Origin of the sequence: Flavobacterium sp. HJSW_4, assembly GCF_042436695.1 — a bacterium.
Lineage (GTDB): Bacteria > Bacteroidota > Bacteroidia > Flavobacteriales > Flavobacteriaceae > Flavobacterium.
Genome location: NZ_JBHNPP010000026.1, coordinates 51,903 through 68,289 on the forward strand (window position 1 = coordinate 51,903; position 16,387 = coordinate 68,289).

General features: G+C 33.8%; 12 protein-coding genes and 1 tRNA gene. 4 read left to right on the plus strand and 9 right to left on the minus strand.

The genetic code is table 11. From position 1 onward, the window contains the following. Window positions 1-95: 95 nt before the first annotated feature. Genes ACE01P_RS19700 through ACE01P_RS19720 form a run of 5 tightly spaced genes read right to left on the minus strand, consistent with a single transcriptional unit; the run spans window position 96 to window position 4,122 of the window. A complete protein-coding gene (locus ACE01P_RS19700; RefSeq protein WP_379700751.1) occupies window positions 96-1,352 on the minus strand; it encodes a hemolysin family protein in 1,257 nt (418 codons plus the stop codon). 3 nt (window positions 1,353-1,355) lie between these two features. After that, window positions 1,356-1,550: a hypothetical protein gene (locus ACE01P_RS19705; protein WP_379700752.1), complete on the minus strand. Its 195-nt coding sequence runs from the start codon at window positions 1,548-1,550 to the stop codon at window positions 1,356-1,358. Window positions 1,551-1,554: 4 nt separating this feature from the next. After that, window positions 1,555-2,112: an LPS export ABC transporter periplasmic protein LptC gene (lptC, locus tag ACE01P_RS19710; RefSeq protein WP_379700753.1), complete on the minus strand. Its 558-nt coding sequence runs from the start codon at window positions 2,110-2,112 to the stop codon at window positions 1,555-1,557. Window positions 2,113-2,165: 53 nt separating this feature from the next. Continuing rightward, window positions 2,166-3,395: a hypothetical protein gene (locus ACE01P_RS19715; protein WP_379700754.1), complete on the minus strand. Its 1,230-nt coding sequence runs from the start codon at window positions 3,393-3,395 to the stop codon at window positions 2,166-2,168. Continuing rightward, the gene (locus ACE01P_RS19720) at window positions 3,388-4,122 is read right to left on the minus strand and encodes a type III pantothenate kinase (RefSeq protein WP_379700755.1); all 735 of its coding nucleotides are present in this window, start codon (window positions 4,120-4,122) and stop codon (window positions 3,388-3,390) included. Before ACE01P_RS19720 ends, ACE01P_RS19715 begins: the two co-directional genes overlap by 8 nt. Before the next feature lie 99 nt (window positions 4,123-4,221). Between ACE01P_RS19720 and ACE01P_RS19725 the strand changes: the two genes are divergently transcribed. The 3 genes from ACE01P_RS19725 (at window position 4,222) to ACE01P_RS19735 (ending at window position 6,307) form a co-directional block, all read left to right on the plus strand. Continuing rightward, window positions 4,222-4,294: transfer RNA gene (locus tag ACE01P_RS19725), tRNA-Phe, on the plus strand. Window positions 4,295-4,565: 271 nt separating this feature from the next. Then, window positions 4,566-6,059: an MFS transporter gene (locus ACE01P_RS19730; protein ID WP_379700756.1), complete on the plus strand. Its 1,494-nt coding sequence runs from the start codon at window positions 4,566-4,568 to the stop codon at window positions 6,057-6,059. A 14-nt stretch (window positions 6,060-6,073) separates the two neighbouring features. Continuing rightward, window positions 6,074-6,307, plus strand: coding sequence for a DUF6814 family protein (locus tag ACE01P_RS19735; RefSeq protein WP_306155707.1), 234 nt, complete (start codon window positions 6,074-6,076; stop codon window positions 6,305-6,307). Between the two features lie 136 nt (window positions 6,308-6,443). On the opposite strand, the gene ACE01P_RS19740 is transcribed toward ACE01P_RS19735, so the two are convergent. From ACE01P_RS19740 to ACE01P_RS19755, 4 genes are all read right to left on the minus strand, one after another. Next, on the minus strand, window positions 6,444-9,317 hold the full coding sequence (locus ACE01P_RS19740; protein ID WP_379700757.1) for an alpha-amylase family glycosyl hydrolase: 2,874 nt from the start codon (window positions 9,315-9,317) through the stop codon (window positions 6,444-6,446). Between the two features lie 83 nt (window positions 9,318-9,400). Further along, window positions 9,401-10,216, minus strand: a complete 816-nt coding sequence (locus ACE01P_RS19745; RefSeq protein WP_379700758.1) for a SusE domain-containing protein — start codon at window positions 10,214-10,216, stop codon at window positions 9,401-9,403. A 25-nt stretch (window positions 10,217-10,241) separates the two neighbouring features. Next, complete coding sequence (locus tag ACE01P_RS19750) at window positions 10,242-11,870, minus strand: RagB/SusD family nutrient uptake outer membrane protein (protein WP_379700759.1); 1,629 nt, start codon at window positions 11,868-11,870, stop codon at window positions 10,242-10,244. Between the two features lie 36 nt (window positions 11,871-11,906). Continuing rightward, the gene (locus tag ACE01P_RS19755) at window positions 11,907-14,888 is read right to left on the minus strand and encodes a SusC/RagA family TonB-linked outer membrane protein (protein ID WP_379700760.1); all 2,982 of its coding nucleotides are present in this window, start codon (window positions 14,886-14,888) and stop codon (window positions 11,907-11,909) included. Window positions 14,889-15,124: 236 nt separating this feature from the next. Between ACE01P_RS19755 and ACE01P_RS19760 the strand changes: the two genes are divergently transcribed. After that, complete coding sequence (locus tag ACE01P_RS19760) at window positions 15,125-16,156, plus strand: LacI family DNA-binding transcriptional regulator (RefSeq protein WP_095928151.1); 1,032 nt, start codon at window positions 15,125-15,127, stop codon at window positions 16,154-16,156. Window positions 16,157-16,387: the final 231 nt, after the last annotated feature.

Below are 16,387 nucleotides of genomic sequence, written 5' to 3' on the forward strand. Positions count from 1 at the left end.
AATTTTATATTCAGTTTGCGAAAATACAATTATCTAGTTAATAACAATACAACTAGCGTTTTATTTTACACATTTTTTTTCATTAATTTAAAAAATCAGTCTTTAATTGTCATTTTGACTAGTTCTATTTTCTTATTTGACGCCTCTTCAATGCGAAAATGAAACTTATCTATTACAATTTTATCTCCTTTTTGTGGGATTTCTTTTGTATGATTGACAATAAAACCTCCTAACGTTCCATAAGAATCTTCTTCTGGAATCATTAATTTATAGGTCTCATTTAAATACTCAACATCTAATCTCGTTGAAAACAAATACTTACCTTCTCCTATTTCTTCTTCAATCAATTCTTCGTCCAAATCGTGCTCGTCTTCAATTTCGCCAAAAAGCTCTTCTACAATATCTTCGATGGTAATAATTCCTGAAGTTCCTCCGTATTCATCTAAAACTACTGCAACGTTTTTTCGTTTTTTGATCAACAAATTCAAAACATCTTTAATTAAAATTGTTTCTGGAACAAATTCAACGGTCATTAAAACCGATTTTATTGTAGATGGTTTTTTAAATAAATCGAAAGAATGGACATAACCTACAATATCATCTAATGAATTTTGGCTTATGATGATTTTAGAATATCCTGTTTCTATAAATAATGCTTTAAGACCATCAACTGTATCAAACAAATCTATATCGACAATTTCTGTACGAGGCGTCATAATATCACGCGCCTTAACAGCTGAGAATTCTAAGGCATTTTGAAAAATCTGAATTTCAGAATCTACCTCTTCATCTTCTTCAACGGTGCTCATTTGTTCTGTTATGTAATTTCCGAGTTCAATTCGACTAAACAAATGAATTTGACTTCCTTCTGTTTTAAAAAATTTACTCAGCACAAAGTCTGCAATCCAAATAAAAAAAGTCGATATATAATAAAATAATCGGTAAAACAGATACGCCGGAAGCGCGAGAATTTTAATTAGGGAATTGGCGTAAATTTGAAAAAACACTTTCGGAAAAAACTCTGAAGTCAGCAAGACTACAAATGTTGCAAGAAGTGTCTGGATAAGAATATCCCACCAATCTGAAAAGACAAAGCCAAAATAAGCCATCCAACTTAAAATCAGATCGCCCATAAAAAAACCGTAAATCACCAAAGCTACATTATTGCCAATAAGCATGGCAGCAATAAATTTGGATGGATTTTCGGTTAGTTTTGTTAAGATTCGAGACAAGAAATCGTCTTGTTTCTTTTCTATTTCAAGATAAATTTTATTGGCGGATGTGAAAGCGATTTCCATCCCAGAAAAAAAGGCGGCTAGTATTAAACAGATTATTATAATACTAATTTCCATTTTTTATTGGTTTTTATTTCTGTCGTTATGCCCATTAAGAAATCTTCTCCTAAAGAAAAACATAAAAACAGCCATTCCTGCAATTACGAAATAGAAAGGATAACTCTCATCGCCTTCGTTCAATTTCACGATACCATCATAAGTAAAGAAAACTGCAAAAAGGATGTAAACGTATTGTGTATATTTTAAATAACCCATAATATTATAATTCTTCGTCTGATTCAATTTCACCGCTTATTCGCTGCGAATTGATCACTTTAAAATCTTTACTAAAATCTATTCCCTGACCGTAAGAAACTCCTTTTTTATCAGTCAATTTGAACTTTCGTTCTGTATAAAACCACTCGTTTTTCTGATCGAAATACAATTGTTCTGTTTCCAAAATCTGTCCTTCTTCAGAAGTGATTTTTACCTTCCCAATCAAATCAATAATTCCAGTATTTTTATACGAAACCGCATAATTACCTTTTATAAAGGTACGTTTTTGCTTTTTATCATATAAAGTAACATCTATTCCTTTTGGAAATTCTGTAAAAGGAAAATCAAGATTTGAATAATCTAGCATTTTCGGACTGATCAAAACTCCTGTAATGCGTCCAGAATCTGTATATTTAATATTTACAGTATCGGCGTCACTAGCAGGAACAAATTCTGAGAAGTTAATTTTCTGAACTTCTTTAAAATTACTTTCGCATCCAAAAAACATTGTCACAGCAATAACTGTGACAACTATTAGACTATATCTTTTTGGTAAATTCATTTGCCAAATGTAGTAAATTGTAATGAGCTTCTAAAAGATAAAATATTTTGTTTTTATTGGTATTTACTCTTCACAAACCATTTATCATTGAAAGAGAAACTCACGCTGAAATTAACATAATTCTCTTGAACTAAATCTGCAGCAGTTGTACCGCGTTTACCAAATTCAATTCCGAAATTTAAATTTGAAAAAGATCCTGGAATTGGAATTCCAGCTCCTAATGACATTCCGATATCTTTAATTGATTCATTATTAACAATCAAACCAATTTTTTCGTATTTCAAACCAGCTCTATAGGTAATTCTGCTCATGTAACTAGTAAAAGACGCATAATTTGGAAGGTAATAACCCCCAACAGCATATTTAGAATAGCTCTCGTAACTTACATTTGATGCCGAGTTATAATAATTTGCTAACTGACCATCTCCTTGAAAAGTCATATTTGCTCCTACAAGCCATTTTCTAGCTTCACCAATACCCAAACCAATACTCAATTTATTTGGAAGTTTTAATTTTGTTGATTCTGCCGGAACTACATAAGGATCAGCATCTCCTTGAACAGAAATAACTCTCGTATTATCAGAATCCAGATTACTTGCAAAAGTGTAACTTAAACTAGAGAATATACTAGTCTTTTTGTTGATCTTTTTCTGATACATTGTACCAAAACTAAATGCTGTACCTGAAAGCTCGGAAGTATTAACTTCTGCTGTTCCGTTTTGAATTCCAGTAACCGCTTCTACGCTGGTTGTTGTAATTTTTCCAAAATTATATTGTGCATCTACTCCAATATTCCAATCCTTCATTATTTTATATGACAAACCGAAATATACTTTATTGATACCCCCTTTTCCGTCAAGTTGAGAACTTGTCTGACCTTCTGTAGCCGAATTATCATTAAGAATTTTATATCCTACTGAACTCACAGGAATCAAACCGAATGAAGCGCCAAATTTACCCATCGGAATTCCTATTGCTAAATAATCAAAAGTAGAGCGTTGTGCTTTTTCTGATTGAGAACTCGTCTTTAAATTAGAAGTAGCAAATGTTCCTCCAACTGTAAAAGTTGTCTGAATTAAGCTAGCGTAACTCGCTGGATTTTCTATATTTAAGTGAATCGAATCTTGTTCTACTGCAACTCCTGCCATAGATCTGTTTTCAAGTGTTCCCTTGAATCTCACATCTCCTATTCCGAAAAAAGAATAAGGTGAAGCAGTACCTTGTTGAGCGAATGAAACGAACGATATAAGCAAACAAGCGCTTAATATTACTTTTTTAATCATTGTCGATTTTATATTGATATGTTTGGCTCAAACTCTCCAGAAGGAAATTTGAATTGGCAAATATGGTATTTTTTAATCGTTTAGCCAAAAAATCTGCATCGCCTCCCGTTAAAATTATGATAAAATTTGAAAACTCTTTGCGATATTCATCGATAAAACCGTCAATCTCATAGACGAAACCGTTGACAACCCCAGAATGTATGGCTTGTGCAGTAGAGTTTCCTACATAAGAATCGGGTTCTTCTAAGGTTAGTAACGGCAGTCTGGCCGTAAAATTATGCAGCGATTCATATCTTAAACGAAGACCTGGAGAAATGGCTCCTCCTAAATAATTATCATTTTCGTCGATGAAATCGTAGGTAATGCAAGTTCCGGCATCAATAACCAAACGATTTTGTTTTGGAAATTGCAACGTTGCTCCTGCTGCCAAAATCATTCGATCCATTCCTAATGTTTTTGGCGTTGCATATTTATTATGGAAAGGAAAAACATCTTCGTGAGTAAAAAAATGCACTTTCAGTCTGTTTTCGAAAGTTAAAAAGGATTGTTTTTCGACATTTCCTACCGAAGCGACAACCAAATCGGAGCATTTTGGATATTTTTTTAAAATATTTTCAATTTTTTTTTCGATTTCATTTTTATCAAAAACAAAATTTTCCAGAGAAGTATTATCCTCAAATACAGATGCTTTAATTCTGGTATTGCCAACATCGACCGTTAAAATCATATTTCCATTTTTGCTTTTGCGAAGATACGAATAGATTTTTTCTAAAAAATGTTTTGCACAAACCAAAAATGATTATATATTTGCACCCGCAACAAGCACGGTACCTTAGCTCAGATGGTAGAGCAATGGACTGAAAATCCATGTGTCCCTGGTTCGATCCCTGGAGGTACCACGAAACCCACTCAAACGAGTGGGTTTTTTGTTTTTATACTTTTTTATTTGTTTTAACCGCAAAGACTCGCAAAGTTATTTTTAAGCTTTGCGAGTCTTTGCGGTTTTTCTTTAGGCTCATTGCGGTTAAATCTTTTTTTACTTCGAAAAATAAGTGTCAACAAATAAATAGTTTTTGTTAAAAAAGTATTAAGTGAATAACAAAATATCTTCTATATTCGTAAAACTGTATTTTTAAAATTCATTTATTAACAAGATCTCAAAGCAGTTTTATGAGCAAAACTTCTACTAAGGGCATTTGGAAAGTAATTTCAGCCTCCTCTATGGGCACTATGATTGAATGGTATGATTTTTACATTTTTGGCAGTCTGGCTGTTGTTATTTCAACTAAATTCTTTCCAAGCGATAATCCGACCGCAGCGTTTTTATCTACTTTAGCCACATTTGCCGCCGGATTTGTAGTTCGCCCATTTGGAGCTTTATTCTTTGGAAGACTTGGGGATATTATAGGACGCAAATATACTTTTATGGCTACCTTATTATTAATGGGTGGCTCTACTTTCTTAATTGGCTGTATTCCAAGTTATGAAACGATTGGCTTTTTAGCCCCTTTATTGGTTTTAATTTTACGCCTTCTACAAGGTCTTGCTCTTGGAGGCGAATATGGCGGAGCCGCTACCTATGTTGCAGAACACGCTCCAGCAGGAGAGAAAGGATATTGGACTTCTTGGATTCAAACCACCGCAACTGTTGGCTTATTTATCTCTCTGATGGTGATTCTGGCAACCAAAAGCATACTTTCTCCAGAAGCTTTTGATTTATGGGGATGGCGCGTTCCGTTTTGGGTTTCGATTGCTATGGTTGGAGTTTCGTATTTGATTAGAAAAAATATGGACGAGTCTCCAGTTTTCGCGAAAGCTAAAAAAGAAGGAACTACAAGCACCAATCCGTTAAAAGAAAGTTTTGGAAACCGATACAATCTAAAATTTGTTCTTTTGGCGCTATTTGGTGCTACAATGGGTCAAGGTGTTGTTTGGTATACGGGACAATTCTATGCAATGAGTTTTATGAAAACGGTAATGAATGTTGATTCTTCTCAAGTAGATGAATTATTAGGAATTGCGCTTTTAATTGGAACTCCATTTTTTATCTTTTTTGGATGGTTGAGCGACAAAGTTGGGCGCAAATACATCATGATGTTCGGAATGCTTGTGGCTATCTTGTCGTACAGACCTATATATAAGGCAATGTACAATACAACAGATATTAGCAAAAAAACAGAAATTTTTGAAAGTTATAGAGAAACAACCGAAAATAAAGCTGACGGTAGTTTTGTTACCACGATTCAAAAAAAATATACTGATGGTACAACCGTAATGGAGAAAAAAACGTACATGGAAAAAAAAGATGTGCAAACAAGTGTTTCAATCCAAATAACTTCAAATGATAAATGGGCTTTAATTTTTCTGGTTTTTATTCAAGTACTATTTGTGACCATGGTTTACGGTCCGATTGCGGCATTTTTAGTTGAAATGTTTCCAACCAAAATCAGATATACTTCAATGTCTTTGCCTTATCATGTCGGGAATGGAATCTTTGGAGGATTACTGCCCGCTATTTCTACTTACTTTGTATCACACGCCAAAACAGCAGGCAAAGCCGATTTTTATCTGGATGGATTATGGTATCCTATAATTATTGCTGGAATCTGCTTTGTTATTGGAATGATTTATATTGACAACAAAAACAAAATTACTCACCTTTAAAATTTACAAAAAAAATGAATGCGATTAAACAAGTTTTAGGGGCGTTATGGATTGCTTTGGCCGCTGCTGCTGCCTATTTTTGCGTGTTTGAATTTGGTTTGCCAAAACTTCTTTCAGACCAACAGGACGATTTGGTATTTGGTGCAATTATTCTATTTATACTAACTCCGCTTATCGTTATGGGATTAGGGACATTTGGGTATTATTCTTTAATCGGAGAATATAACGATCCTAAAAGAAAAAAATAAACAAAACAATTATAGAATGCCTTCAACCGCCCCAAAGGCATCAAAACATTAAAATAAAATATCTTATAGTTACAAAACTACTTAAACCAAAAAAGGCTGTCAATTTCTAGACAGCCCTTTTCATTACTAACCAAACCTAATTTTTAATAAATTTCGCAACTTGAACTTTATTATGCTCGTCAAACGTTTTTACGAGATACAATCCAGAAGTTAAACCATTTACTGAGAATTGATAATCTGTATTTCCGTTTGTATTAAATGTTTTTACTAATTGTCCTGTGATAGAATAGATTTCTACTTTTGAAGTTTTAAAACCTAAAGTAAAATAATCGGCTACAGGATTTGGATATAAACTAACTTGACTTCCTTTTTCAAAATCTTCGATTGCCAAATTTGCTTGTTTATTACCATAAATTCTAAATTCTCCTGGAGCTAGATTTATTGGCGCATTTACATCTGTAACGTTAATCGTCGAATTGTCCATTAGGTTGTACCATGCACCAGTATATTGAAATCCTGGAATCATATTTTGTGCAACCGTATCAAAATTCGCCAAAATGACAACGTCTTTAAGCTGAGCAGAAGTTAAATTATTATTGGTGATTTTAATATTTACCAACAAAGTAGCTGTATTCGCCATTGTCGCTGTTCCTAAAAAAACTGGTTCAGTTTTTTTAAGCGTGATCATTTTTGCCCAATCGTTATAAATTTTATTACGATTTGAATTTTCCAACCAGTTATTTACCCATTGAGGCTGTGGTTTCGTATCTAATTTACAATCTCCGCCTACAGCATCAAAATCAGTATTTACAGAATTATCATTGCAGGTAAAAATAGAATTCTCCCAACCTAGTTCGCCAAAATGCCAAATCATTTTAGGTCCAGGAATCAATAAAGAAACAGCACCAATTGCAGACATTCTAGATAAAGCGGTATTTAATGTTTTCACATTGTAACTTCCATTTGAAGCTCCGTACTGTACATTTTTATACATTAAACGTTCTTCATCGTGGCTTTCTGCATAACCCATTAAACGATTTGCCGTAAATCCGCGGTTTGCACTATTCATTCTAAAAATATTACTATCTGAAGCATATCCCATCGACAATTGATTGTACTCGTTTGTCATTTTTCCCCACATCATTATACCTTTACTCGGCGTTTCTGCTATTTTATAATTAGCCCATTCTTTTTCTTCTGCATCAGTTCCTAAATGCTCAAAAATGGTATAATGTGTTGGATCTATTGCCCAAGAAAAATCTGCGTATTTCTTCAAAATATCAACACGATCTTGCTGAAACGAATCGGTACAAGAATTATCACCTGCCGTGCATAATTGAGTAAATCCTTTGGTCAAATCCCAACGGAAACCATCAATTTTATATTCCTCAATCCATTGTTTAATAACTCTATTTACATAGTTCTGCGTTTTTAGGGATTGATGATTAAAGTCTTCGCCTACACTATAACTATGTTTGGCCACGGTATTAAAATATGGATTTTCTGCTGTTGGTGATCCAAAACCGTCTCCATCAGGATCATTCATCCACATTCTTACCATCGGATTTCTTCCAAAAGCGTGATTTAGCGCCACATCTAGAATTACAGCAATTCCGTTTTGATGGCACAAATCAATAAACTCTTTTAATTTATCTGAAGTTCCGTAAAACTTATCCAGTGCCATATGAAATGAAGTGTTATATCCCCAGCTTTCATTGCCTTCAAATTCCATTACTGGCATTAATTCGATTGCGTTTATTTTTAGATTTTTAAAATAATCTATTCGATCAATTAAACTCTGATAACTTCTTGCTGCATCAAAATCACGAACTAAAACTTCGTAAACTACTAATTTTTCTTTTTGAGGTTTTTCAAAATTAATTACCTGCCAATTGTAAGGAGTCTGTCCTGTTTTTAAGACTGTAACCTCAAAATTTTGTCCCGCAGGATAAACAGGCATATTTGGATATTTTGAAGCAGGAATCGAAGAATCATCGTAAGGAGACAAAACCAAAGTCGAATACGGATCTGCCGTTTTTACCATTGATGGCGAGTTTGCAAGCGGCGTCGTATCAACAACCCAATATTGATAGGTGTTATTTTCCCCAGAAACCAAATCCGTTATTTCTAACCAAAATTTTCCAGAAGACGGATCTTTTTTCATAGCATAAGCAGATGTTGGCTGCCAGTTGTTGAAATTCCCCGCTACATAAACGAAATCTTTTAATGGTGCGTCTAAGACCAAAGTTGCCTTTGTAAAATCGGCTGGATTATAATTAATTCCATCAACCAGACCTGCAGGCATAACTTCTGAAACCGTATTTGGATTTATAACCACAGCGAATTTCTTCGAAATTGTAGTTGCCCCTTGAGTTGCAATCAATTCATAATTTTGATTTTCGGTAATATTAGTATGAGTATACGAATAGCTTGAAGTGCTAGCATTTGTATTTATAGTTGTCCCGTTAGCTTTTAAAGTATAGCTGCTTGCTCCTCCTGTATTTGTTGCAGCGATATTAAAACTTGCGCCAGAAGAAATAATTGAAGTGCTATTTTCTGTTGGAGAAGTCAAAGTAACTTGAAAAGACCCTACTTCAACAACGATATCTTGAGATTGTTTTGCTCCAGTTCCGTCTTTCGCTTTAACTAAAAATCCTATTCTGCCAATTCCGTTTCTGCCAAAATATACAGAGGGCGTAAATGTTTTGGTATAAGTATCTGTTCCTGCATTGTATGTAAATCTGCTAGCTTCATTTGAAGAAGTCCAAGAGCCATTAGAAGGAGAATCCATTTGATTTATATCGTTCACATCATAAGACCATGACCAAAGATATAGTGCATTTCCTGTAACTCCCCAAGTGCCTTCATTAACACTTGTACCCGCAATTGAAATAGTAATAGAAGTTGTATCTTCAAAAGGTAGCGGATTTATTGAATAACTAACCGTTTGCTGTTGGGCAAAAGCAGTTATTGCCATCAATAAAAATATTGATAGTAAAGTTTTTTTCATAATCACGTGGTTTGTGTGGTTAGTTAGCTTGATTAAAAAAGGGCTATCTGGAGATAGCCCTTTTTCAGTTATTATTACAAAAATTAATCTAATGTGATCTTTTTTGCAGCATTATCAATTGTTAAAACTCTTGATCCAGTTGGTCCAGTGTATTGAAAGTTATTATCTCCATCACCAGCATTTACCAATTCGTCATCTATAGTATAACCTAATCCTGTATAGTAAGTATAGTTATGACTTGCATCCCAGTTACCATTACTTGTAAAGTTATTTCCTAAGAATTCTCTAAATGCCTCTCCACTTTTAAGAACTATTGTCACCTGATATACATCTGTTTTACCAACTACTAATGGGAATTCAGTTTCAGCATCACCATCCCAAGACCATCCTCCTGGAGTAGCTGCACCAACTAACCAGTGTGAAGTTGCCAATGGTGTGTGATATGGAGTTGCTTTAAATGTATAGAAATTAGAATACTGTGCCTCAGCTCCTGTACCTACAGTAGCCTTGATACGAATATCAACATTGTTCTCTTCTTTCTCAATAAAACCTCCGTTAACTAAAGCTGAATTTAATTCTGCAACAGTTAAAGCTCTGTAACGTTCTGTTGTTGTTGTAACTGCAACAGGTGTTGCAAATTTTGTTCCTGCTTTTGCAATCTCTATAGTATAATTAATAACAGTTGCTGTACCATCGTATTTTGCATAATCCCAAATTACCGTAGTTGCAATCTCTTTTTCATTTTCCTTTGTAAGAACAATATTAAAATCGTTTTGTGGGCTAAGCAAAACTGGTGCTGATTCTGGTGTAATTACTGGTCTGTCTTCTACATCATCAGCATTACATGACACTGCTAATACACCAATGAATGCGATTAAAATTTTATATATATTTTTCATTTTATTTACTTTTTATAAGGGTTAGTTAGTATCCTGGATTTTGTTTTAAAGTTGGGTTTGCCTGAATCGTTTTTGCAGGAATTGGCATTAAATCTCTGTAAGAATCTGTACCGCTTCCGTTTTTAACGCCACCTTTCCATTGCCAGATTTTAGATCCTCCTGTAAATTTTCCAAAACGAATTAAATCAGTTCTTCTATGACATTCCCAAAACAACTCTCTTGCTCTCTCGTCTAGAAGAAAGTCCAGAGTCAAATCAGAAGTTGTAATAATACCCGCACCAGCTCTCACTCTAATTTTGTTCACATATTCTAAAGCAGTTGCAATATTTCCTGTCGTTGCTCCTCTAAGAGTAGCCTCAGCATACATTAAGTACACATCTGACAATCTGAACATTGGAAAATCAGTATCAGGGATATCATTTCTTTGAGCAGCAGAACCATCAGAATTTATATTCGTGTATTTTGTAACTGCATAACCATTTGTGAACACTCCATAATCAGCAATATCTAGAGTTTGTCCGTTCGTATAAAATGTTCCTCTTTTATCCGAAGTTGCTGTTGCATCAGGAAACAATTGAACAAATTCTGGTCTTGTTCTAATTCCTGACCAACCTCCGTTCATACCTTGATCAGCGCTCACCATACTTCCTCCAATAGATGCATGCAGAATAAAACTCATACCTCCTCCTGTTGCTCTAATTGCATTACCATCTCCAATAATTGGGAAGATAAACTCACTTTGAGCTCCATTTCTATCATTATCAGCAGAGAACAAGTAACGATAAGGCACATTTGCAAAAGTATATCCAGAGCTTGTTACAATGTCATTACATATTGTAGCTACTTCGCTAAATCTTTCTGTTCCTGTATAAACTTTAGAGTTTAAATAAATCTGTGCCAATAAAAATTTAGCTGCTGTTTTATCAACTCTACCATATTCATTAGCTTTAGAAGGCGCTAAAGTATTATCAATATCCTTTAATTCTGATTCTACGAAAGCAAAAACTTCAGCTCTTGTTTTTTGTTCTGGATAAAAGAAACCAACTGGATCTTTCTCTGTAGTGATCGGCACATTACCAAATAAATCCATTAAGTTAACATATGAAAATGCTCTAAGAAAACGAACTTCAGCTCTAAATCTTACGATTTCTGCTTTTGTAGCTGCATCAACATTACGTTCAGTTAGTTTTTCATCTGTTGTTTGTCTCAAAAACTCATTAGCAACGCTAATTTCATAAAATGCTCTTGAAAAAATCCCGTACAAAAATTGGTTACTTGGGCTCCATTTTTGTCCATTTATTGCTGGCAAACCATCATCAGACCAAGCAACAATAGCTTCATCAGTAGGAAACTCTTGAGTAACGAAAAGCAAACGCAAATAACTACTAAAATCACCTCCCAGTCCAGCTATATCTGGACTTTTAGAAGGAACAGCAGCATCACCATCACCATCATTACCTCCTACATACAAACCAGCATATAATTTTGCCAATACTTGTTTGTAAGATTCTGGATCTTTAAAAAAATCATCAGAAAGAAACTCATCATCGTCTGTTGGCTTCACATCTAAGTCACTCGTACATGAAGTAAGTGTCATATTCAATCCTAAAATGAATAGGAGAAAATAAGATATATATTTAAATGATATTTTCATTTTATTTATTTTTAAAATTTAATTTTCAATGTACTATTAGAAATTTGCATTTACTCCAACTAGAAATGTTCTAGCTCTTGGATAAACGTTATTGTCTATTCCGTTGAATTTTTCAGGATCTAGTCCGTTGTATTTTGTCAGAACAAAAACATTTTGAACTCCAGCTGTAAATCTCAAAGAGGCTGCTTTAAGTAATGTTTTATTAAAAGTATACCCTAACACAATATTATCTAATTTGATAAAAGAAGCATCTTTTACAAAATAATTTGAGTAGTTACGCTGCGTTCCATTAGAATTACTTTCAGTAGTAAAACCAGTGTTGTAATAATCTGTGCTAATGTTAGCTAAATCAGACTGTCTTCTTAAACCAGCCTCTAAATATCCCTTATCAGAACTTACGTTATCGAAAATATAGTTTCCTAAACTAGCTCTCCAGTTCATTGTAAAATCGAATTGCTTGTAATTTAAAGTAGAGAATAATCCGAATGTGTAATCTGCTGTTGGCTTATGAAATTTGTAACGATCTGCATCTGTAATAACTCCATCACCATTTCTATCTGCATAAGCACCTTGGATAGGTCTCTTGTTTGCATCATATAATTGCTCAAATACAAAAAATGAATTTGGTGCATATCCTTCAGAATGTATCAACACTTGATTTCCAGTTCCTCCTGCAATATTATCTCCTGTCAAATATCCTTGAAATCCTGGAACAGTATTCCCTAAATCCGAGATTTTTTGATCAATATAAGTGGCATTAACTGCAACATTCCATGTTAATTTATCATTTTTAATGATATCAGATTGAAGGCTGAACTCCACTCCTTTTGTTCTTACGCTACCTATATTACTATAACCTTGATTTCTAATGTTTGCACCATCTGGGACAGGAATATTTGCTAATAAATCACTCGATTTTTTATCAAAATAATTAACCGAACCTGTTATTCTTTCATTTAGGAATCCAAAATCTACTCCGACGTTCATTTCAGCCAAATCTTCCCACTTAATGTCTTCATTATATCCTTCAGGTCTTGCAGTTTTGTAGATAACGCCATTAAAAACGTATTGCGTATTAATAGTTCCTAAAGTCACACGTCTTAAATAATCGTATGCAGGTGGAATATCTTGCTGACCTGTAGTTCCGTATCCAACTCTTAATTTTAAACTAGATAAAGTTGTATTACCTTTTAAAAATGCTTCTTCTGCTACATTCCATGCAAAAGCACCTCCAGCAAAATTACCCCATCTATTTTGTTTAGAGAAACGAGAAGTCCCGTCTCTTCTATAATTTGCAGTTAATAAATATCTACTGTCGTATCCTAAATTCACACGTCCAAAATACGATTGTAAATTAATGTCTGGATCAGTAGTAACATCAGCAGGAGGGTTTGGCTGTTTAATATCTCCTGAGTTAAACCCTTCTCTCTGGAATAACTGATAGTTATAACCTGCTGTCGCATCAATTTTAAACTTACCAATATCTTTAGTATAATTAAAGTATGTGTTTAAGTTTTTATTCTGACGGTTGTCTGTATAATGAGTATATCCTCCTAAATTAGTCCAGTTACCTTTATCAAATGTTGTAGGCTGGTATCCTAAAATACTTTCAGTACTTATTGCATTATAACCATCACTATCAAATTTATCGATACCTGCCTCAGCAACGATTCTTAAATCTTCGAAGAAATGAAACTTATAGTCTAATCTAATATTACCCCATTTTCTTGTAGAAGTTGCTCTTCTATCTTCTTGATTTAATCTTGCTACAGGGTTTCTAGCTGGCAACAATGGTACATTTCCATTTGGCTCCAGCCATTCAAAATATCCTCCATATCGAGAACCTTCTTGATAAACTGATTGTGTCGGGTCAAATATAATAGCACTGCTTATTGCTGCTCCTTCATCTTGAAATTGATTTTTTCCAAAAGCTAAATTTCCTGTAATATCAATTTTTAAATGATTATCAAATAAAACTGGATTTAACGATAACGATGTCGTAGTTCTCTCAAAAGAAGTGTTTCTTAAGATTCCAGGATTATCAACATTCCCAACAGATAAACGTACCGGAAGTTTATTAAACAATGATCCACTTACAGAGATGTTATTATTGGTTGTTAGAGCTGTATGAAAAATTTCATCCTGCCAATTAGTATTTGCCGTACCTAATAAAGCTTTTTGCGCTGCAGTACCTTTTTCATTTACAAGAGCACGATATTGATCTGCACTTAATACATCCACCGTATTTGCAACAGTATTAATACCAACTTGAGAACTAAAATTTACTTTTACTCCACCTTTTGTTCCTTTTTTAGTAGTAATTACAATTACACCATTTGCAGCACGAGAACCGTAAATTGCAGCCGCAGAAGCATCTTTCAATACTGTAAATGACTCAATATCATTAGGATCAATCGTAGACAAAACACTTGTAGATCCATTTGGAACCGCATTACTCATAGGAAGTCCATCAATAACAATTAATGGCTCATTAGAAGCGCTTAAAGAAGATCCTCCACGAATTCTAATATCTGCTTTTGCTCCTGGAGCTCCACCACCAACTACATTAACACCAGCGATACGTCCGCTGATTAATGTTTCTGGAGTTACATTAATTCCTTTATTAAAATCTTTTGCTGCAATTTGAGAAACAGACCCTGTTGCATCTTTTTTCTTCACAGTACCGTAACCAACTTGCACCACAACTTCTTTAAGTTGATTAGTATCTTCTTCTAAAGAAACGTTAAGTGTTTTTTGATCGGTGTATTCAATTGTTTCTGTTTTATATCCAATAAAAGAAACAACGATTTTGTTACCGTTTTTAACATTTGATAGCTGGTAACTTCCATCAAATCCAGTTGATGCACCATTTGGAGCACCTTGTACATTTACATTTACCCCAGGTATTGGCTGACCTGTTGTTTTGTCAACAACAGTCCCCTTTAAAGTGTTCTGAGCCAACACTGTAAAAGGCAACAATAGGAATAAAAATAACAACTTTTTGTAAATTGTTTTCATACTTTTTGTTTAAATTAGTTTTGAGTTTTTGAACGTTAGTTAAGTTTTTAATTTTACTTCGAATTTCAAAATTATGAATTTATTAACATGCTCAACCAGAGACAATTTTTATTGCTTTACGAAAACGTGGTAGTGTTGAAAACTTTCTATATTTTGTAATCTTTTAGCGTTAAAATTGTCAATTATAAAAATTTCAGATACCTTTATTATTAAATAGATTTTTTTCAACTAACTACATGAAACGTAAAATAACCCTCAAACAGATTGCAAAGGAACTTGACGTATCGATATCAACTGTCTCAAAATCACTCAGAAACAGTCTTGAAATCGGTGAAGAAACACGACTAAAAGTTCAGGCTTTTGCAAAGTTTTACAACTACAAACCAAACAATATTGCCCTTAGTTTAAAAAACCGAAAAACCAAGAGTATTGGTATCATTATACCTGAAATTGTCCACTATTTTTTCTCAACAGTAATCAATGGAGTTGAACAAGTTGCAAATGAATACGGATACAGTGTAGTAATCTGTGTATCAGATGATTCTTTTGACAAAGAAGTTCTAAATATGGAGATGTTAGCCAACGGAAGTATAGATGGTTTTATCATGTCTCTTTCTAAAGAAACGCAATTTAAAGGCGACTTTCATCACATCACCGAAGTTATCAATCAAGGAATGCCTGTAGTAATGTTTGACCGTGTTACAAACGATATTTTATGTGATAAAGTTATTATAGATGATAAATCTGCAGCTTATGAAGCCGTACAAAGTTTAATTGACAATGGCCGCAAGAAAATTGCTCTAGTAACTACAGTCGATTATGTAAGCGTTGGAAAACTAAGAACCGATGGTTACGAAAAAGCCTTATTAGATAACGGATTGCCTTTTAATGAAGATCTTATCATAAAAATTGAAGATGTAGAAACTTGCGAAATAACCATTAGTCAGCTTTTACATGAAAGAGCTTTCGATGCTGTTTTTGCTGTAAATGAGCTTTTTGCCGTAACAATTATCAAAACAGCCAATAAAATGGGACTAAAAGTTCCTGAAGATTTAGCGGTAATTGCATTTACTGACGGAATTATTTCAAAATACTCTACTCCGACAATTACAACAGTAAGCCAAAGTGGTGAAAAAATGGGTAATAAAGCAGCGAAAATGCTTATTGAAAGACTCGAAGCTGAAGAAGATGATGATGAAGAACATACGGAAAATTACACCACAGAAGTTATAGAAACTCATCTCATAAAACGAGAATCTACTGACTAAAAAACTTAAAATCAACATATTCTAAAGCCATAAAAAATATTTATGGCTTTTTTATTAGCATATATAAAAAAATAATTTATAATTTTACGCCCGTCAAGGCTTTTAGTTTTACTTCGAAAAGAACAAAGTTTTGATAAGCAAGGCGCTTATCGTATAATTTTCAAATTACGATAATGGAAAAGCGTAAATTAAGTTTCTGGGAAATTTGGAACATGAGTTTCGGTTTCTTAG

Coding starts and splice junctions, on each gene's coding strand:
- ACE01P_RS19745 (WP_379700758.1), bottom strand. CDS start 10,216: ATGAAAAATATATATAAAATTTTAATCGCATTCATTGGTGTATTAGCA.
- ACE01P_RS19760 (WP_095928151.1), top strand. CDS start 15,125: ATGAAACGTAAAATAACCCTCAAACAGATTGCAAAGGAACTTGACGTA.
- ACE01P_RS19735 (WP_306155707.1), top strand. CDS start 6,074: ATGAATGCGATTAAACAAGTTTTAGGGGCGTTATGGATTGCTTTGGCC.
- ACE01P_RS19720 (WP_379700755.1), bottom strand. CDS start 4,122: ATGATTTTAACGGTCGATGTTGGCAATACCAGAATTAAAGCATCTGTA.
- lptC (WP_379700753.1), bottom strand. CDS start 2,112: ATGAATTTACCAAAAAGATATAGTCTAATAGTTGTCACAGTTATTGCT.
- ACE01P_RS19705 (WP_379700752.1), bottom strand. CDS start 1,550: ATGGGTTATTTAAAATATACACAATACGTTTACATCCTTTTTGCAGTT.
- ACE01P_RS19715 (WP_379700754.1), bottom strand. CDS start 3,395: ATGATTAAAAAAGTAATATTAAGCGCTTGTTTGCTTATATCGTTCGTT.
- ACE01P_RS19740 (WP_379700757.1), bottom strand. CDS start 9,317: ATGAAAAAAACTTTACTATCAATATTTTTATTGATGGCAATAACTGCT.
- ACE01P_RS19730 (WP_379700756.1), top strand. CDS start 4,566: ATGAGCAAAACTTCTACTAAGGGCATTTGGAAAGTAATTTCAGCCTCC.
- ACE01P_RS19755 (WP_379700760.1), bottom strand. CDS start 14,888: ATGAAAACAATTTACAAAAAGTTGTTATTTTTATTCCTATTGTTGCCT.
- ACE01P_RS19750 (WP_379700759.1), bottom strand. CDS start 11,870: ATGAAAATATCATTTAAATATATATCTTATTTTCTCCTATTCATTTTA.
- ACE01P_RS19700 (WP_379700751.1), bottom strand. CDS start 1,352: ATGGAAATTAGTATTATAATAATCTGTTTAATACTAGCCGCCTTTTTT.